The sequence below is a fragment of the Microbacterium sp. AC035 genome (assembly GCF_979258485.1).
In genome coordinates this window covers 1,738,229-1,756,418 of the sequence record NZ_OZ409858.1, presented here as the reverse complement: position 1 = coordinate 1,756,418, position 18,190 = coordinate 1,738,229, and the positions used below count along the sequence as shown (strand labels likewise).

At 67.8% G+C, this 18,190-nt stretch carries 18 protein-coding genes; 15 read left to right on the top strand and 3 right to left on the bottom strand.

Going from position 1 to position 18,190, the window contains the following annotated elements; all coding sequences use genetic code 11:
- The first annotated feature begins 2 nt into the window (after window positions 1-2).
- The 4 genes from ACZ0AA_RS08580 to ACZ0AA_RS08565 are packed head-to-tail and all read left to right on the top strand — an operon-like array spanning window position 3 to window position 2,433.
- On the top strand, window positions 3-620 hold the full coding sequence (locus ACZ0AA_RS08580) for a SipW-dependent-type signal peptide-containing protein (RefSeq protein ID WP_463512673.1): 618 nt from the start codon (window positions 3-5) through the stop codon (window positions 618-620).
- 39 nt (window positions 621-659) lie between these two features.
- Window positions 660-1,289: a signal peptidase I gene (locus ACZ0AA_RS08575; protein WP_400865834.1), complete on the top strand. Its 630-nt coding sequence runs from the start codon at window positions 660-662 to the stop codon at window positions 1,287-1,289.
- Window positions 1,286-1,927, top strand: a complete 642-nt coding sequence (locus ACZ0AA_RS08570) for an LAETG motif-containing sortase-dependent surface protein (RefSeq protein ID WP_463512672.1) — start codon at window positions 1,286-1,288, stop codon at window positions 1,925-1,927. The genes ACZ0AA_RS08575 and ACZ0AA_RS08570 overlap by 4 nt, the downstream gene beginning before the upstream one ends.
- Complete coding sequence (locus ACZ0AA_RS08565; RefSeq protein WP_463512671.1) at window positions 1,924-2,433, top strand: hypothetical protein; 510 nt, start codon at window positions 1,924-1,926, stop codon at window positions 2,431-2,433. Before ACZ0AA_RS08570 ends, ACZ0AA_RS08565 begins: the two co-directional genes overlap by 4 nt.
- Window positions 2,434-2,454: 21 nt before the next feature.
- Here the strand turns inward: ACZ0AA_RS08565 and ACZ0AA_RS08560 are convergent, their stop codons facing one another.
- Both ACZ0AA_RS08560 and ACZ0AA_RS08555 read right to left on the bottom strand, forming a co-directional pair.
- Window positions 2,455-3,147 carry a YqaJ viral recombinase family protein gene (locus ACZ0AA_RS08560; protein ID WP_400865825.1) on the bottom strand — a complete coding sequence of 231 codons (693 nt, stop codon included), beginning with the start codon at window positions 3,145-3,147 and terminating at the stop codon, window positions 2,455-2,457.
- Window positions 3,148-3,235: 88 nt separating this feature from the next.
- Window positions 3,236-4,600 (bottom strand): glucose-6-phosphate dehydrogenase, encoded by a 1,365-nt coding sequence (locus ACZ0AA_RS08555; RefSeq protein WP_463512670.1) that lies wholly within the window; start codon window positions 4,598-4,600, stop codon window positions 3,236-3,238.
- Window positions 4,601-4,650: 50 nt separating this feature from the next.
- Here ACZ0AA_RS08555 and ACZ0AA_RS08550 point away from each other — a divergent pair, with 50 nt between their 5' ends.
- The 3 genes from ACZ0AA_RS08550 to rplL all read left to right on the top strand — a co-directional run bounded on the left by ACZ0AA_RS08550 (window position 4,651) and on the right by rplL (window position 7,591).
- A complete protein-coding gene (locus ACZ0AA_RS08550; protein ID WP_463512669.1) occupies window positions 4,651-6,444 on the top strand; it encodes a glycoside hydrolase family 15 protein in 1,794 nt (597 codons plus the stop codon).
- A gap of 232 nt (window positions 6,445-6,676) precedes the next feature.
- On the top strand, window positions 6,677-7,165 hold the full coding sequence (gene rplJ / locus ACZ0AA_RS08545) for a 50S ribosomal protein L10 (protein ID WP_053097428.1): 489 nt from the start codon (window positions 6,677-6,679) through the stop codon (window positions 7,163-7,165).
- A 48-nt stretch (window positions 7,166-7,213) separates the two neighbouring features.
- Window positions 7,214-7,591: a 50S ribosomal protein L7/L12 gene (gene rplL / locus ACZ0AA_RS08540; protein ID WP_042539579.1), complete on the top strand. Its 378-nt coding sequence runs from the start codon at window positions 7,214-7,216 to the stop codon at window positions 7,589-7,591.
- A gap of 109 nt (window positions 7,592-7,700) precedes the next feature.
- Here the strand turns inward: rplL and ACZ0AA_RS08535 are convergent, their stop codons facing one another.
- Window positions 7,701-8,705: a LacI family DNA-binding transcriptional regulator gene (locus tag ACZ0AA_RS08535; RefSeq protein ID WP_400865816.1), complete on the bottom strand. Its 1,005-nt coding sequence runs from the start codon at window positions 8,703-8,705 to the stop codon at window positions 7,701-7,703.
- A 279-nt stretch (window positions 8,706-8,984) separates the two neighbouring features.
- Here ACZ0AA_RS08535 and ACZ0AA_RS08530 point away from each other — a divergent pair, with 279 nt between their 5' ends.
- From ACZ0AA_RS08530 to ACZ0AA_RS08495, 8 genes are all read left to right on the top strand, one after another.
- Window positions 8,985-10,301 carry an ABC transporter substrate-binding protein gene (locus tag ACZ0AA_RS08530; protein WP_463512668.1) on the top strand — a complete coding sequence of 439 codons (1,317 nt, stop codon included), beginning with the start codon at window positions 8,985-8,987 and terminating at the stop codon, window positions 10,299-10,301.
- A gap of 101 nt (window positions 10,302-10,402) precedes the next feature.
- Window positions 10,403-11,542 (top strand): carbohydrate ABC transporter permease, encoded by a 1,140-nt coding sequence (locus ACZ0AA_RS08525; RefSeq protein WP_463512667.1) that lies wholly within the window; start codon window positions 10,403-10,405, stop codon window positions 11,540-11,542.
- Window positions 11,539-12,498 (top strand): carbohydrate ABC transporter permease, encoded by a 960-nt coding sequence (locus tag ACZ0AA_RS08520; protein ID WP_400865808.1) that lies wholly within the window; start codon window positions 11,539-11,541, stop codon window positions 12,496-12,498. Before ACZ0AA_RS08525 ends, ACZ0AA_RS08520 begins: the two co-directional genes overlap by 4 nt.
- Before the next feature lie 88 nt (window positions 12,499-12,586).
- A complete protein-coding gene (locus ACZ0AA_RS08515; protein WP_463512666.1) occupies window positions 12,587-13,963 on the top strand; it encodes a cystathionine beta-synthase in 1,377 nt (458 codons plus the stop codon).
- Window positions 13,964-14,018: 55 nt separating this feature from the next.
- Window positions 14,019-15,170: a cystathionine gamma-synthase gene (locus ACZ0AA_RS08510; RefSeq protein ID WP_400865802.1), complete on the top strand. Its 1,152-nt coding sequence runs from the start codon at window positions 14,019-14,021 to the stop codon at window positions 15,168-15,170.
- Between the two features lie 248 nt (window positions 15,171-15,418).
- Complete coding sequence (locus tag ACZ0AA_RS08505; protein ID WP_400865798.1) at window positions 15,419-16,783, top strand: multidrug effflux MFS transporter; 1,365 nt, start codon at window positions 15,419-15,421, stop codon at window positions 16,781-16,783.
- A 30-nt stretch (window positions 16,784-16,813) separates the two neighbouring features.
- Window positions 16,814-17,449, top strand: a complete 636-nt coding sequence (locus ACZ0AA_RS08500) for a phosphatase PAP2 family protein (protein ID WP_400865795.1) — start codon at window positions 16,814-16,816, stop codon at window positions 17,447-17,449.
- 29 nt (window positions 17,450-17,478) lie between these two features.
- Window positions 17,479-18,078, top strand: coding sequence for a GNAT family N-acetyltransferase (locus ACZ0AA_RS08495; protein WP_400865792.1), 600 nt, complete (start codon window positions 17,479-17,481; stop codon window positions 18,076-18,078).
- Window positions 18,079-18,190 lie beyond the last annotated feature (112 nt).

Here is an 18,190-nt window from a genome sequence, read left to right as displayed (position 1 = left end):
TCATGGCCGAGACCCGCAGAGGCATGCGGGAGGGGAAGCGACTGCTCTCCCGTCGGATACGTGCCGTGCTCGCGGGCGGTCTGGTGTTCGGCGTCGGTGCGACGATGACCCTCGCCGCCTGGAACGATTCCGAGTACGGCAACGCGACCTTCACCGCAGGACGGTTCGACATCGTGGGTGCGACCGACGGAGCGACGTTCTCGAGCCACCCTGTCGGCACCCCGGCAGCCTTGTCGTTCAGTGCACCGTTCTCGGCGATGGCGCCAGGCAACACGGCCTACGCCCTGTTCAGCGTGCGCACCGCGAACCCATCCGTGGCGGGAGCGCTGCAGCTCAGCGTGACCTCGACGGCAGGAACCGGGCTCGGCACATATCTGCGATACGGAGTACGGGCGATCACGGGGACGACATGCAACGGCACGACCTACATGGCGGGCACCGCGGTCGTTCCCGACAACTCCGTGATGTCGATCGGCGGAACCGGCACCCAGGCGGTCGCGGCCAACGGTGGGACGACCGTCAACTACTGCTTCGCGGTGACGCTGCCGGCGGCGACCGACAACGGGGCCCAGGGCCTGACGGCGATTCAGACGTGGCAGGTCGTCGGGACTTCGAGCTGACGCACGCGTCGAAACACCGATGACGTCCGAGGAGGATTGATGAATGCACCGACGAGGCGGAGCCTGCGGGAGCATGCGGCGAGCATCGATGCGTCGCCCTCCGTCCTCGCAGCGTCGTCGGCCGTCCCGTCGCGGCCGACTCGACGCACTCTCGGCCGCCTGTTCGCCGATGTCCTGCTCTGGCTCGCGGCCCTCGCCGGGCTCGCCTGCATCGTGCTGGTGGTCATCGCGTTCACGGCGAACATCACTCTCATCATGTTCCGCACCGGATCCATGGCGCCCACCATCCCGGCAGGCTCGGTCGCGGTCGTCCAGAGCGTCGCGGCATCGGACGTGCGGGTCGGTGACGTCGTCACCGTCGATCGCGACGGTGATCTGCCGGTCACCCACCGCATCACCTCGGTCGCCCCCGGTGCGAACGAGGGCGAGCGCGTGATCACGATGCGAGGAGACGCGAACGCCGCGGATGATCCCTACCCGTACACCGTGCAGACGGTTCGAGTCGTGCTGTTCTCGATCCCGGGGATCGCCGCCGTGATCGTCGCGATGGGCAGCCCCTCTGTGCTCGGCGGGCTCACGCTCGGCGCGACGGCCCTGGTCGTCTGGGCATTCTGGCCGCGCTCGAAGGGTCCCCGTGCACGGCACGAGACTGCGGAGCCCGACCGATGAATCGGCGGACGGCATGCGCGGCGGGCGCTTCGGCGGTGGTCCTCGGACTGCTCGCGGCAGGCCCGGCGTGGGCTGCGCCGTCGACGCAGGTCGTGCAGGGCGAGGTCCTGCGGCTGGTCTCGGTCGCCGACTGGGACGTCGCATCGAGCCTGCGGCCGGGGCAGCCGGTGCAGTGGGACGTCACGGTGAGCGCGGAGGCGCCCGATCCGGGGACCGTCGCCGTGGGGATCAGCGCGAGCGGCGGTGCGCAGCTCGTGATCGATGTGCTCCGCTGCCCACAGGAATGGGACGGCGGCGGATGCCCCTCGGGGTCGACCACACTCGAGTCCGGCTGGTCGATACCGCGAGACGGCATCGAGGTGCCGCTCGTCGAGATGGCGGATACGGAGGTCGCGCACCTCAGACTCATCATCGCGCTCGCCGGTGAGTCCTCCGGCAGCACGCAGGTGCGCGTGCATGCGCGTGGCGCGGGAGAGTCGGCGGCGATCGGGCCGGGAGACGGCGATCTCGCGACGACGGGTATGACACCGTTCACTCCCTGGATCACGGGCGGCGCTCTGGCCCTCGTCGCCGCGGGCGCTGCGCTCAGCACGACTCTCCGGCGTCGAGCCTCCGGACGGAACGGCGGTGAGACATGACCGACAGGAGACGGCATCGCACCCTGGCCGGATTCGCCGGCGTGGCGCTGCTGATCGGTGTGGGGTTGGCTCCGACCGCCCAGACGACGGATGCCGCGTTCACCGACCCCGACTACGCGCGAACCACCATCACCGCGTTCCGTGTCCCGGCGCCCACGATCATCGCCTGCGGGGTCACCAACAACGGGCTCGGAATCTTCCAGAGCGTCAGGCTCGACTGGACATCGCCCTACCCCGTGACCGGGACCAGACTCACCCTCACCCAGGGTGCGACGACAGCAGTGGTGCCCGCTTCGAACATCACCACGAGCGGACCGGCCGGTGGTCTCTACACGCACTCGGCGGTGCTCACACAGGCCCTGTTGACCAGCCTCATCTCCAACCTGCTCGGCAGCACGACGACGTTGACGGCCACGAACCTTCTGGCCGGAACGACGTGGGTGTCGGCGGGAGCATCGCGTCAGCTGTCCATCGCGTTGCTCGGACTCAACGCGTCCTGCACGTGAGAGCGGACGAGGAGTGCAGGTTCAGTCGGCGAGAGCGAGCGCACGGAAGGCGTCGCGCTCGCGGAGGTGCTCACGGCGGCTGGCGGCGGCCGCAGCCGCGGCATCCGCTATGCGCGTCGGCACCTGCATGCCGGTGGTCCGCCGGTACAGCTCGTCGATGAGGTCGGTGGCGAGGCCGACGAGCTTCGCGATCTCGCGGTCGTCGCGGTCGATCCAGACGCAGCGGGGCTCGTCATGGATGGGGGAGAAGTCGACGTGCTCCTCCCAGACGAACAGGGTGCGCTCGGCGCCGAGCACGTGCTGCTGCCACCAGATCTGGCGGAGGTAGGTGCGGGGGATGCCGCGGAACGCCTTGTTGGTGGTCTTGATCTCCGCGAGCTTCACGCGGCCGTCTGCATCGACGGCGATGCCGTCCGGCGTGGCGAGGTGACGGTGTTCGACCTCTGCACGGAACAGGGCGGAGGAAGGCAGGATGCCGTGCGTCGCCGCCACCCAGGCGGCGATCTCGGGCTCGCGGCGGCGCCCGTGATCGGTGTACGCGTTCCCTCCGAAGCGGGGGCCACCGCCGAGCTTCGAATCGGCCGCGCGCGCGATGGACCTCTCGCTGGTGAGTCCGGCGACGTCCGTGGCGGTGATCCCGCGCGACCGTGCTCTCATCCAGGCCACGCGGTCGCGGGAGTCCGCGACGATGCGAGCTTGGAGTTCCGGGGTCACCTATCGAGGGTAACCCCGGTCGCCGACTCTCCCGCCCGCACACGCCGCCCCGAAGCATCCCTCGGGGGCTCGCGATGGCGGTGGCGGGTCAGCCGTGCGTCGGCCACCCCTCGGGCCCGGAGGAACCGGCGACGTAGTCGTCGAGCGGCACATCGCCCCGTCGCCACGCCTCGAGGATCGGGGCCACGATGCGCCAGGACTGTTCGGCGGCGTCTCCGCGCACCGCCAGCATCGGATCGCCGTCGAGCACGCCGGACAGGACCTCGGCGTACGCCTTGAGTGCGCCTTCGCCGAGCTCGGCCGACAATGTCGCCCGTTCCAGCTCGAACGGGTCGTCGGATGCGTTGAGGTTGAGCTCGAGCGACATCAGGTCCGGCCCCAACGAGAACCGCAGGACTGCGCCGTCCGATGTGCCGGTGAGTCCGCGCGGCAGGTGCCGGACGGGTCGGAAGCGTACGACGATCTCCCTGGCAGGCGTGCCGAGGGCCTTGCCGGAGCGGAGCCGGAACGGGATTCCCGCCCAGCGGGAGTTGCGCACCTCGAACGTCGCCTCGGCGAGCGTCTCGGTCTGACGTGCCGCGTCGACTCCCGGCTCGTCGACGTACGACGGCTTCGCCGTGCCGTCGATCTCTCCCGCCGTGTAGCGGGCTCGACGCGACGACGCGCCGGGGTCATCGCCCCACACTGCGGTCGCGCGCAGCACCGCGCCCGTCGCCGCGCGGAAATCGATCTCGTCGAGGGTGGCAGGTTCTTCCATCGCGAGGACGGCGAGCACCTGGAGGAGATGGCTCTGGATCATGTCGACGAGTGCGCCGGCCTTGTCGTAATAGCCCGCGCGGCCCTCCAGTGCCAAGGACTCGTCGTAGACGATGTCGACCGACTCGATGCTCTCGGCAGACCAGAGCGGCTCGAGGATGCGGTTCGCGAACCGCGCTCCCAGCAGATTCAGGGTGGTCGAGCGGCCCAGGAAGTGGTCGACGCGGAACACCCGGCTCTCCGGCACGAGCGCGGTCAGCGTGCGGTTCAGCTCTCGGGCGCTCTCCTCGTCGGTGCCGAACGGCTTCTCCATGACGAGCATCGCGCCCGCGGGCAGCATGTCGGGAGTGAGGGTCGCGATGCATGCTGCGGCGACCGATGGAGGTACAGCGAAGTAGACGGCGACCTGACCGGTGAGCCCGCCCAGCAGCGAGCGGAGGTCATCGGCGCGGGTGATGTCGGTGCGCACATACGTGACTTCCACGCGGACTGCCTCGTCCTCGGCGCCCATGGAAGCGAAGGCCGTCCGGACGACGGTCTGCAGCTCGGCATCCGTCCATTCCTCGCGGTCGGCACCGATGATCCGCACTGCGCGCGCGGGCTCCCTCGCCAGCAACTGTCCCAGGGCGGGAAGGAGCAGCCGCGAGGTGAGGTCGCCACCTGCTCCGAGGATCACCAGCGTCGTCGCATCGGTCATGTTCTCACCGTAACGGCTCTCACCGAGCACGAACATGCCAGACTCGGTCGATGCCTGCTCCGATCGAGGACTACGCCCTTCTCAGTGACTGCCGCACCGGCGCGCTCGTGTCGAAAGAGGGCAGCATCGACTGGCTCTGCCTCCCGCGCTTCGATGCACCGTCGCTGTTCGGTGCGCTGCTGGGAGAGGAGAGCAACGGATGCTGGAGCCTGCGACCGCTCGATGCGACGGCGACCTCGAGCCGTCACTATGTGTCGGACACGTTCATCCTCGTCACGCGATGGGAGACCGCCGACGGCGTCGCAGAGGTGCAGGAGTTCATGCCGCTGCACACGTCACGCAGCGATGTCGTGCGCCGGATCGTCGGCATCGAGGGTCGCGTCGAGTTCGTGACCGAGCTGCGGCTGCACTTCGACTACTCCCGCAGGCTCCCCTGGGTGCGGCAGGTGGGCACGAGCGACGAGCCGGTGCTGAGAGCGACGGCCGGACCCGAGGCGGTGACCGTGCGAGGAGTGCGGCTCGTCGCGGAGGACCACCGGCACCGGGCGACCTTCACCGTGTCGGCGGAGGAGGTCCGCGACCTGACGCTCAGCTGGTTCCCCTCGCACGAGCATGCGCCGTCGGCGCTCGATGTCGACGATGCGATCGCCGGGACGCGATCGTGGTGGCAGGGATGGGCGAGCGGGATCCAGCACGACGGAGAGCATCGCGCGGAGGTCGTGCGCTCGCTGCTGGTGCTGCGAGCGCTCACGAACAGAGACACCGGGGGCATCGTGGCGGCGGCCACGACCTCTCTTCCCGAGCAGTTCGGCGGATCCCGGAACTGGGACTACCGCTTCGTCTGGCTGCGCGACGCCGCGCTGACCCTCGAGGCCCTCATCGCCCACGGGTTCCTCTCCGAGGCGCACCATTGGCGGCGATGGCTGCTCCGTGCCGTCGCGGGCGAGCCGGCGGAGGTGCAGATCATGTACGGGATCGCGGGGGAGCGTGATCTCATCGAGCGTGAACTCACGAGTCTTCCCGGCTACGGCGGCGCCGCGCCGGTGCGAATCGGCAACGGCGCGGTCGACCAGTACCAGGGCGACGTGATCGGCGAGGTTCTGGTCGCTCTGGAATCGGCACGGATCGCCGGCCTCGAGGAGGGCGACTTCTCGTGGCCTCTGCAGCGCGCGCTCATCGAACAGGTGATCGCCTCGATGGATCGTCCCGACAACGGCATCTGGGAGATCCGGGGCGAGCCGCAGTGGTTCACGCATTCGCGAGTCATGATGTGGGCTGCGCTCGACCGGGGCGTCCGCGCCGTTCAGGAGCAGGGCCTCCCGGGCGATGCCGCTCGATGGGCGGTCGTTCGCGACGCGCTGCGGCGCGAGATCGACGAGCGCGGAGTGGACGCCGAGCACGGGCACTTCATCCAGCACTACGGGTCGACCGAGGTCGACGCCTCGCTGCTCGTTCTTCCGCAGGTCGGCTACTGCGCCCCCGATGATCCTCGGATGCTGCGCACCGTGGACCAGATCGAGCGCACGCTGCTCACGGGCGGGTTCCTTCGGCGCTACCGCACGGAGTCCGGCGTCGACGGGCTCGAAGGAGCAGAGCATCCCTTCATCGCGTGCAGCTTCTGGCTGGTCGAGCAGTACGCGACGAGCGGCCGGATCGATGAGGCCCGCGACCTGATGTCGCGGCTGATCGCGATGTCGAACGATCTGGGCCTGCTGTCGGAGGAGTACGACGTCGCGAATGCGCGCCAGGCGGGCAACACCCCGCAGGCGCTCTCGCACCTCAGTCTCATCCGCGCCGCCGACGCGCTCGCCGGCCATGGAGGACGCGCAGCCCACCGGCGGTGACCCGCCGGATTTGAGCGGCAGGAGGCGGTGGGGTACAGTAAGAGCAACCGAAGACCGCTGGTCATCGTCGTGCGTGTGAACGCGAGGCGATCGAAGCTCTGCTCAGCAGGGGCCCGCGCAGGACACGAACTTTCACAGCTCCGTGCGCTTGCGCCGGAGCTTTTCTGTTGCATGCGGTCAGGAGTTGGTGCCTCACCGCCGTGAGGCGCCTCGTACACACCAAGGAGTGACCATGGCGCAGAAGGACGCATCGGTCGCCGAGCTCACGAAGTCATTCGAGAACTCGACTGCCGTTCTGCTGACCGAGTACCGCGGTCTGACGGTTGCCCAGCTCAAGGAGCTGCGCAACAGCATCCGTCAGGACGCTGAGTACGCCGTGGTGAAGAACACGCTGACCAAGATCGCCGCCAACAAGGCTGGCATCACCGCGCTGGACGACGACCTCAAGGGTCCGTCGGCCGTCGCGTTCGTGCACGGTGACTTCGTCGCCACTGCCAAGGCTCTTCGTGACTTCGCCAAGGCCAACCCGCTTCTCGTGATCAAGTCGGGCATCTTCGAGGGCAACGCCCTCTCCGCCGACGAGGTCAACAAGTACGCCGCGCTCGAGAGCCGTGAGGTTCTGCTGGCGAAGGCTGCGGGCATGATGAAGGCCACGATGGGCAAGGCTGCCGCCACCATCGATGCTCTTCGCGAAAAGCTGGAGACCGCTGAGGCCGCGTGAGCGACCTGCGATCTCGTTCAACAAACCCATCTATCTAGGAGATACATCATGGCTAAGCTCACCACTGAGGAGCTGCTCGAGCAGTTCGCAGGCCTGACCCTCGTCGAGCTCAACGACTTCGTCAAGGCGTTCGAGGAGAAGTTCGAGGTCACCGCTGCTGCCCCCGTCGCCGTTGCAGGCGCAGGCGGCGGCGCTGCTGAAGAGGTTGAGGAGAAGGACTCCTTCGACGTCATCCTCGAGGCTGCCGGCGACAAGAAGATCCAGGTCATCAAGACCGTCCGCGAGCTCACCTCGCTCGGTCTCGGCGAGGCCAAGGCTGTCGTCGACGGCGCTCCCAAGGCCGTGCTCGAGGGCGCGAACAAGGAAGCCGCCGAGAAGGCCAAGGCTGCTCTCGAAGAGGCAGGCGCCACGGTTACCCTCAAGTAATCCGTTCCAGGTCGCGGCGCGTGTGCCTCGCCCTGGATGCGTCTGAACGCTTCATGAAAGCCCCGGGTTCGCCCGGGGCTTTCGTGCGTCCAGGCCGATGGGCTGAGGCTCAGCGACGCCCGGCGGTGGAGCTGCGCACGACGAGCGAGGATGCCGTGACGGTGCGCTGTAGCGGAGCATCCGGTCTGTCGATCTGCTGCTGCAGCAGTCGCACGGCCTCGTGCCCCTGTTCTCGCGGCGACTGCCTGATCGTCGTGAGCGCGAACATCTCGGCGTGCACGTGGTCGTCGACTCCGACGATGCTGAGTTCAGTGGGGACGGCGATTCCCAGGCGTCGGGCCCCGATCATCGCTCCGATCGCCGTTTCGTCGCAGACGCCCACGATCGCGGTCGGACGCCCTCGGCGGTCGCCGAGCAGCTCGACGGCGGCGGCGTACCCGCCCGGCATGGTCGGCGGGGAATCGGCGATCCGCGCGACCGCCTCGAGTCCGGCGGCGGCCAGGGCTTCCAGATAGCCCTCGACGCGCTGGGCGTCGCCGTAGCTGAGCTCGTCGGGGTCTGCCGACCCTCCGACGAAGGCGATGTCGGTGTGACCGAGCTCGATGAGATGCTCGGTGGCGATGCGAGCGGCGGCGACGTCATCGATCGAGACCGCACTGGACCCCTCACTGTACGGACCGACGCTGACGAGCGGCCGTTCCGAACGATGCAGGCGCTCGAGCTCCTGGGCGCTGGGTTGGATGCCGACGGCGATGATCCCGTCGAACCGCCGACCGGGCAGAACCGTGTCGAACAGGCGCTCTCGGGTCTCGGTGCCTTCTCGCACCCCGTAGAGCGCCAGCTCGTAGTCGAGACCGAACAGCGATTCCTGGATGCCGGCCAGCAGCTCGGAGAAGAACCAGCGGTCGACCGGCGGCATGATGACGCCGACGGTCTGGGTGCGCCCCGTGGCGAGGCTGGTCGCCGAGGAATGCGCGACGTAGGCCAACTCGGTCGCCGCCGTCGTGACCCTGTCGCGCGTGCCCTCTGAGACGTAGCCGCGGCCGCTGAGTGCCCGGCTCGCAGTCGCCTTCGACACGCCGGCGCGCGCCGCGACGTCGGCGATCGTGCTCATCGGTCCTCCTCGACCATGCCCTCGGCGCGTCGTCTCCCCCCACGCGCCGATGACAGCGTACCCGGTGCGGAGAGGGAAAGGAACCGGTTCCAGGCGGAAAGCGAGGGAGCGCTCCCATCGCTCCGGAGAGAACCGTCGAAAAGGTTGCGAGCTTGTGATCCTGGCGTGTTGTGTCGCGCTGCCGGACCCCGGTAGGTTGTCCTGGAATCGGTTCCCGATTCCGTGTCCAGGGGCGGCGCGGAACGAGGGGAGCCGCAAAACTCGAAGAGGAGAATTCACATGGGTCTGTCACAGCGTTCCCGGCGTTACGCGCCAATCGCTCTGCTGGGAGTCGCGGGTATCGCGCTCGCCGGTTGTGGTGCTCCCGGCGGCACGGACGGCGGGGGAGAAGGCGGCGGCGGCGACAACACCGTCACGATCTACGGCACGATCGTCGAGGGAGAGGCCGACCTTCTCGCGGAGTCCTGGGCGGACTTCGAGAAGGAGAACGACATCGAGATCAAGTACGAGGGCAGCCAGGACTTCGAGACGCAGCTCGGCACCCGCGCTCAGGGCGGCAACCCGCCCGACATCGCGATCTTCCCGCAGCCGGGTCTGTTCGCGGACTACGCGGCACGCGACTTCCTGAAGCCGGCCCCCGACGCGGTCGAGGCGAACGCCAAAGAGTACTGGACGCAGGGCTGGGTCGACTTCGGCACGTACGAAGACGAGTTCTACGGCGCACCGCTGATGGCGAGCGTCAAGGGCTGGGTCTGGTACTCGCCGAAGAAGTTCGCCGAGTGGGGCGTCGAAGAGCCCACCAGCTGGGACGAGCTGCTCACGCTGACGCAGAAGATCCAGGAGACGAGCGGCAAGGCTCCCTGGTGCGCCGGCTTCGAGTCGGGCGTCGCGACCGGCTGGCCCGGAACGGACTGGATCGAGGACCTCGTGCTCCGCAACGCCGGAGCCGATGTCTACGACCAGTGGGTGAAGAACGAGGTCCCGTTCACCGACCCGCAGATCAAGGAGGCGTTCGACGCCACGGGTGAGCTCCTGCTCAACCCGGCATACGTCAACGCCGGCTTCGGCGACGTGCGCTCGATCAACTCGACGGCATTCGGAGATGTGGCACCGGCGGTCGCCAGCGGCGAGTGCGCGCTGACCCACCAGGCATCCTTCCTCTCGGGCTTCTTCCCCGAGGGCACCGACATCTCCGAGGACGGCGACGTCTGGGCCTTCCTGCTCCCGAGCCAGAGCGAGGACGAGACCTTCATCACCGGCGGTGGCGAGATCGTGGGAGCGTTCAGCGACGACGAGGCGACCCAGAAGGTGCTGGAGTACCTGTCGAGCCCCGAGTGGGCTGACAAGCGTCTGGCCCTCGGCGGCGTGACCTCTGCCAACAAGGGCGTCGACATCGAGGCCGTGGAGAACCCGATCCTCCAGGAGTCGATCAAGCTCCTGCAGGACGACTCGGTCACGTTCCGCTTCGACGGATCCGACCAGATGCCCGGCGCTGTCGGCTCCGGAACCTTCTGGAAGGGCATGGTCGCCTGGATCAACGGGACCTCTACCGACGAGGTCCTGACCCAGATCGAGACCGGCTGGCCTTCCAGCTGATCGGATGAGGTGGGCCGCCCTCGGGCGGCCCACCTTCTCCCTCTCGGTCCGAGCGTCTTCGCCCGGACCGCTGATCAGCTCCGTCTCATGAAGGGGAATCCATGAACGCGACTGTGTTCTTCCAATGGATCGGGACTCTGCCCCCGATCGCCCAGGCTCTCGCCGTCGTCATCGCCTTCGCGGTGGTCGTCGTCGTCATCCTGCTTCTCGTCGACATCGCGCCTCGCAAGGGCGCGCTCTACACCGGCATCCGCCTCGCGATGTGCCTGCTCATCCCGTTCGCGGTGATGTGGTTCTTCAACTCCTATTACTGGGCGATGGGAGTCGCGGTCGCCGTCGGCGCACTGTTCTTCTTCCTCGACTACCGGTCGCGTGACGGAGCCGGGTACCTTATCCAGCTCGTCGCATTCATGGCTCCCGCCATGCTGCTGCTGCTCGCGGGTCTGATCCTGCCGTCGATCCAGACGGTGTACGCATCGTTCTGGAACTCCACCGGCAGTGACTTCGTCGGATTCTCGAACTACCTGTGGATCTTCACGCAGTCGGACGGCGTCACCTCGGTCGTGAACACGATCGTCTGGGTGCTGCTGGTTCCGACGCTCTCGACGATCGTCGGTCTGGCCTACGCGGTGTTCATCGACAAGACCCGCGGCGAGAAGATCTACAAGCTGCTTGTCTTCATGCCGATGGCGATCTCATTCGTCGGCGCGAGCATCATCTGGCGCTTCGTGTACTCCTACCGTGGCCCCGAGTTCGAGCAGATCGGTCTGCTCAACCAGATCCTGGTCTGGTTCGGCGGAGAGCCGCAGCAGTTCCTGCTGAACGGCCCGTGGAACAACCTGGCGCTCATCGTCGTGCTGATCTGGGTGCAGACCGGTTTCGCGATGGTCGTGCTCTCGGCATCCATCAAGGGTGTTCCCACGGAACTCCTCGAAGCGGCCGAGCTCGATGGCGCGAACGCCTGGGAGCGTTTCCGTTCGGTCACGATCCCCTCGATCCGACCGGCTCTGATCGTCGTTCTGACCACGATCTCGATCGCCTCGCTGAAGGTGTTCGACATCGTGCGCACGATGACCGGCGGCAACTACGGCACGTCGGTGCTCGCGAACGAGATGTACACGCAGTTCTCCAAGTTCGAGGCGGGACGCAGTGCTGCGCTCTCCGTCATCCTGTTCATCCTGGTGCTCCCGATCGTGATCTACAACGCGCGCCAGATCAAGAAGCAGCGGGAGATCCGATGACCGACACCGTGAACTCAGACACCGGGCAGAGCACGAGGGCGATCACGACCGCCGGACGCTTCGAAGCCTCGGCCGGCCGTGCGCGAAAGCGGCTCAGTCGCCCGTGGGCGACGGTCGCCTCGATCGTCATCGCAGTCCTGTGGACCATCCCGACGCTCGGACTCTTCATCTCGTCGTTCCGCGAGCGGGATGCGATCGAGACCACGGGGTGGTGGACGTTCTTCACCAACCCGCAGTTCACCCTCGACAACTACGTGGCCGTGCTGCAGTCCGGCACCACGCAGCTGACGATCCTGGAGTCCTTCTTCAACTCGATCGTGATCACGATCCCGGCCACCCTCATCCCGCTGATGATCGCGGCGATGGCGGCATACGCCTTCTCGTGGATCGACTTCAAGGGACGCAACGCGCTGTTCATCTTCGTGTTCGCACTGCAGATCGTGCCGATCCAGATGGCGCTCGTCCCGCTGCTGTCGTCGTTCTCGCGGGGTATCAACCTGTTCGGCGTGCAGGTGACGCAGGGACTCGATGCCTCGGGCGGCTACGCGCAGGTGTGGATCGCCCACACCATGTTCGCGCTGCCGCTGGCCATCTACCTGCTGCACAACTTCATGTCGGAGATCCCCGGCGAGATCATCGAGGCCGCGCGCGTCGATGGCGCATCGCGTGGTCAGATCTTCTTCCGGATCGTGCTGCCGCTGACGATGCCGGCGATCGCCTCGGTCGCGATCTTCCAGTTCCTGTGGGTCTGGAACGACCTGCTCGTGGCCCTGGTGTTCGCCGACGGCGCTGCGTCTCCGATCACGAAGGTTCTCGCCGAGATCACCGGTCGAGGCGAAGGATGGTACCTGCTCACCGCAGGTGCGTTCGTGTCGATCATCGTTCCGCTGATCGTCTTCTTCTCGCTCCAGCGGTACTTCGTGCGAGGGCTCCTGGCGGGTTCCACGAAGGGCTGATCGCTTCTTCGGCACATCTGATGACATGATGCCGCGATCGGGTGCAACACAGACCCGGTCGCGGCATCGTCGCACGTACGCTGTGAACATGAAGTACGCAGACTCCATCGTCGACCTCATCGGCGACACGCCCCTCGTGAAGCTCCAGCACGTCACCGAGGGCGTGGAGTGCACGGTGCTCGTGAAGCTCGAGTACCTCAACCCCGGCGGGTCGGCGAAGGATCGCATAGCCGCGCGGATCATCGACGCGGCCGAGGCCTCGGGCGACCTGCAGCCGGGTGGGACCATCGTCGAGCCCACGAGCGGCAACACCGGTGTCGGCCTCGCTCTGGTCGCCCAGCAGCGCGGATACAAGTGCGTCTTCGTGCTTCCCGACAAGGTCGGCGAGGACAAGATCGACGTGCTCCGCGCCTACGGCGCCGAGGTGGTCGTCACTCCGACCTCGGTCGCGGCGGACAGCCCCGAGTCGTACTACAGCGTCAGCGATCGGCTCGCCCGCGAGATCCCCGGAGCGTTCAAGCCCAACCAGTACGAGAACCCGAACGGCCCTCGCAGCCACTACGAGACCACAGGTCCCGAGATCTGGCGCGACACCGACGGGCTGATCACCCACTTCGTCGCCGGTGTCGGCACGGGCGGCACCATCACGGGCACCGGCCGCTATCTGCGCGAGGTGTCGGAAGACCGCGTCCGCATCGTCGGGATCGACCCGGAGGGCAGCGTCTACAGCGGTGGCACCGGACGCCCGTATCTGGTCGAGGGGGTCGGCGAGGACATCTGGCCCGGAGCCTACGACCCGACGATTCCGCATGAGATCGTCGCGGTCGGCGACGCCGAGTCCTTCGCGATGACCCGGCGGCTCGCACGTGAAGAGGGAATCCTCGTCGGAGGCTCCAGCGGCATGGCCGTGGTCGGCGCCCTGCGGGTCGCGCGCGAACTGCCGGCGGATGCCGTGATGGTGGTGCTGCTGCCGGACGGCGGACGCGGCTACCTCAGCAAGATCTTCAACGACGGCTGGATGCGCTCCTACGGCTTCAGCGAGGTCGAGGAGGGCGAGACGGTGGCCGACGTGCTGGCCGCCCGCACCGACCGCCTGGGGGAGGGGATCCCCGATCTCGTGCACGCGCACCCGACCGACACGGTGCTCGAGGCGATCGGCATGATGACCGAGTACGACGTCTCGCAGCTGGTGGTGCTGAGCGCGGAGCCTCCGGTGATGATGGGCGAGGTGGTCGGCACGGTCGACGAGAAGGGCCTGCTCGACCTGCTGTTCCGCGGAGACGCCAAGGCGGCAGACGCCGTGGGAGAGCACGTCGGGGAGAGGCTGCCGCTCATCGGCATCCATGCTCCTCTCGCGCAGGCCAGAGCCGCTCTCGCCGACGCCGACGCGCTGCTCGTGACGCTCGACGGCAAGCCGCACACGGTGCTCACGCGACAGGACCTGCTGTCGTACCTCTCGCGCTGACGCTCGGCGTAACAGGGGCGGCCGCCCTCCCCGGCGCGGACGTAGGCTGAGGGGCATGTCCGAGCATGCTTTCGCCACCCGAGCCATCCACGCAGGTCAGGCGCCTGACCCGACCACAGGGTCGATCATCCCGCCGATCTATCAGGCATCCACCCATGTGCAGGACGGCATCGGCGGGTTCCGCGACGGCTACGAGTACAACCGCGCGGGCAACCCGACGCGCTCGTCGCTCGAGACGCAGCTCGCGGCGCTCGAGGGCGGGGCGAACGCCCTGTCGTTCGCGTCCGGGCTCTCGGCAGAGGACGCGCTGCTGCGCGGCATCCTGAAGCCGGGCGACCATATCGTGCTCGGCAACGACGTCTACGGCGGCACGTACCGCCTGCTCACCAAGGTGCTCGCCCCGTGGGGCATCGAGACGACCACGGTCGAGCTGTCGGACGTCGACGAGCTGCGCGCGGCGATCCGCCCGGAGACGAAGATCGTCTGGGTCGAGACGCCCAGCAATCCGCTGCTGAAGATCGTCGACATCGCGCTCGTCGCCGAGATCGCGCACGCCGCCGGTGCCATCGCGGTCGTCGACAACACCTTCGCCTCGCCGGCGCTGCAGCAGCCGCTCTCGCTCGGTGCGGACCTCGTCGTGCATTCCACCACCAAGTACCTCGGCGGGCACTCCGACGTCCTCGGCGGTGCGGTGGTCTTCGGCGACGATCGCTTCTACGAGCAGATCAAGTTCCAGCAGTTCGCGGTCGGCGCGGTCTCGGCCCCGCTCGACGCCTGGCTCACGACTCGCGGCATCAAGACGCTCGCGGTGCGTGTGCGTCAGCACTCCGAGAACGCGCAGGCCATCGCCGAATGGGCCACGTCGCGCCCGGAGTTCGCGACCGTGTACTACCCGGGGCTCGTCTCGCACCCCGGGCACGAGGTCGCCGCACGCCAGATGAGCGGCTTCGGGGGGATGCTGTCACTCGGCCTTGCAGCGGGTGCGGATGCCGCGAAGGCGTTCGCCGAGTCGACCGAGCTCTTCCAGCTCGCCGAGTCGCTCGGCGGCGTCGAGTCGCTGATCGGCTATCCGCCGGACATGACCCACGCCTCGGTGCGGGGCACCGCGCTCGCCGTGCCCGAGAACGTCGTGCGCCTGTCGGTGGGCATCGAGGGTGTCGATGACCTCATCGCCGACCTCGAACAGGGGCTCGCGCGCCTCGGCTGAGTGCTCGACCGACGTCCGCGGCGAGAGACCGCACGGATGCATGCTCAGAAGACGGATGGATGCCGAGACCGCGTGTTTCGGCATCCATCCGTCTTCTCGGCATGCAGGTGTGTTCGTCGCGGACTGCGTCGGTGTCCGGCGGGGCTGTAGCATGGAGACTTCGCCCAGATCGAATCGATTCGACCTCGCTCGCCGATCCGACTGCCTCAGCGACTCGCCTGATCCCCTCGAACTCCGGAAGGACCGTCGTGCCCGACGCTCCACGCACTGACTCCATCTCGACGACACCCGCCCCCGAGCGGACGGCCACCGGCAGCATCCGCATCCCGTCGGCGACGGGCGCGATCCGCACCCTCGGGTCGAACCCCGCCACGGCGCCGATCATGCTGCACCCCGGCGACTCGATCTCGAACGGCCGCCGCGCGCTGTACATCGTGCTGCTCGGGGCCCTCACCGCCCTCGGACCGTTCACGATCGACCTGTACCTGCCGGCTTTCCCCGTGCTGGAGCAGGACTTCGAGACGACGGCGGCGGCGATCCAGCTGACCCTGACCGGCACGATGATCGGATTCGCGCTGGGGCAGCTCGTGGTGGGGCCGCTCAGCGACAAGGTGGGTCGACGCATTCCGCTGATCGTCGTCACCGCACTGCATGTGCTGGCCAGTGTCGCCGCAGCCTACGCCCCGACCCTTCCCCTGCTCAGCGGTGCTCGTGTGCTCATGGGCGTGGGAGCCGCGGCCGGTGGCGTCGTCGCGATGGCCATCGTGCGCGACCTGTTCGGCGGTCGACGGCTGGTCGTCATGCTGTCGAGGCTCGCGCTGGTCTCCGGAGTCGCACCGGTGATCGCCCCGCTGATCGGCTCGTGGCTGCTCACGCTCATGCCATGGCGCGGCATCTTCGTCGTGCTCGCCCTCTACGGCGTGCTGATGCTCGTCTCGACCGTGGTGTTCATCCCCGAGACGCTCCCGATCGCGCGCCGCCAGGAGAAGGGCGGTGCCACCGTCATGCAGCGCTATCGGTCGGTGTTCTCCGACCGTGTGTTCATCGGCGTGCTGATCATCGGCGGCATGACGTTCTCAGGCCTGTTCTCCTACCTGTCGGCGTCGCCCTTCCTGTTCCAGCAGACCCACGGGCTGGACGCGCAGCAGTACGGCCTGCTCTTCGCCGTCAACTCCCTCGGCGTCGTGGCCGGCGTCCAGACGGCTTCGCGACTCGCCGCACGATTCGGCCCCCAGTGGGTCATGGCGTACTCCACGGCGGTGCTGCTGCTCGCCGGCGTCGCGATCATCGTGACCGACCAGCTCGGCCTCGGGCTCTGGGGCACGGTCATCCCGCTGTTCTTCTTCATGACGGCCTGCGGCTTCACCTTCCCGAACGTGCAGGTGCTCGCCCTCGACCGCCACGGCAAGGCCGCGGGCACAGCGGCCTCCGTCATCGGCGCCACGAACTTCGGTGTCGCAGGACTCATCTCGCCGGTCGTGGGATGGATCTCTCACGGCACCGGAATCACCGCCACGAGCATGGCATCGGTCATGGTCGGGTGCGCGGCGATCGGCATCCTTTCGCTGTGGCTGATCGTGCGTCCCCGGACTGTCGGCATGCTCGCTCCCTGATATTCAGCTCCCGACCGGCAGAATGGTTCGATGAGATCACGAACGCTGCTGTGGTGGGGAATAGGGATGCTCGTCGCGGCGACGCTCCTCGGGGCGGCGATCGTGTTCGGGTACACCGAGCCGCCGGGGTTCGACACCTGGTGGAATGACACGGTCAGCGCATCGCGCTCGGACTGGATGCTGTCGTTCGCGCTGCTGCTCGATCACATCGGCGGGGGCTGGGTCGCGATCCTCCTCGTGCCGCTGCTCGTGATCGTCGGTCTGCTGATCGCGCGGCGATGGCAGGCGGCCGTGTTCGCCGCGGTGGCTTTCCTCGTGAGCGCCGGAGCGGTGCAGCTGCTCAAGCACCTGTTCGGCCGTGCACGCCCGGAGGACATGATCGTGGCGAGCGATTTCGGTTCATTCCCGTCGGGGCATGCGGCCAACGCGGCGACGATCGCGATGGTGCTGTGGCTCGTGTTCCCCCGGGTATGGACGGCGATTCTCGGAGTGGCCTGGGTCGTCGCAATGGCGATCTCGCGCACTCTGCTCTCGGTGCATTGGGCCACCGACACGCTCGGAGGGGCGCTGGTCGGGGCAGGCGTGGTGCTCGTGCTCGGGGCGTGGCTGCTGCCGTGGGTGACAACGTCTCGGCGAGACGATCCGGCGGTCACCTCGGTAGGCTGACAGCTCACCCCACTCATCGAGGAGCAGCTGTGTCGCGCATCCGTCCGTATCGACCGTCCGATCGTGATGCCCTCTACGAGATCTGCGTCCGGACAGCGGATGCCGGTGCAGACGCGACCGGGCTGTTCTCCGATGACTCGCTCTGGGGAGACCTGTTCGCGGTGCCGTATGTCGAACGGCATCCCGATCTCGCATGGGTCGTCGAGACCGATGACGAGCGCGTGATCGGCTACATCGTGGCGACCGACGACACCGACGCCTTCGCGACCTGGTTCCGAGACGAATGGTGGCCGACGCTGCAGGATCGGTATCCGCAGGCCGCCGAGCCGACGAGCCGCGAAGAGCGGATGATCGAGCACGGCTATGCGCAGGCTCCGGGGCGCAATGCCAACGCCGCAGAGTACCCGGCGCACCTGCACATCGACCTGCTGCCCGAGACGCAAGGTCAGGGGCTCGGACGTGCGCTCATCGAGACGCTGTTCGACGAGCTCACCCGCCGCGGAGTTCGCGGGTTGCACCTCGGCATGGACCCGAACAACACGGGAGCAGCCGCGTTCTACGAGCGTCTCGGTATGACGCCCCTGCCTGCAGAGCCGGGCGGGCAGAGCTTCGGCGTGAAGTTCGCCTGAGTCGCAGACCGTCCGTTGTGCTCCGTCGTGCTCCGTCGGGCTCCGTCGGGCGGAGTTCACCGTGAGGGGAGGACGGATGCCGTCCGCACCTCCGCCCTACCGGGAGAACTCC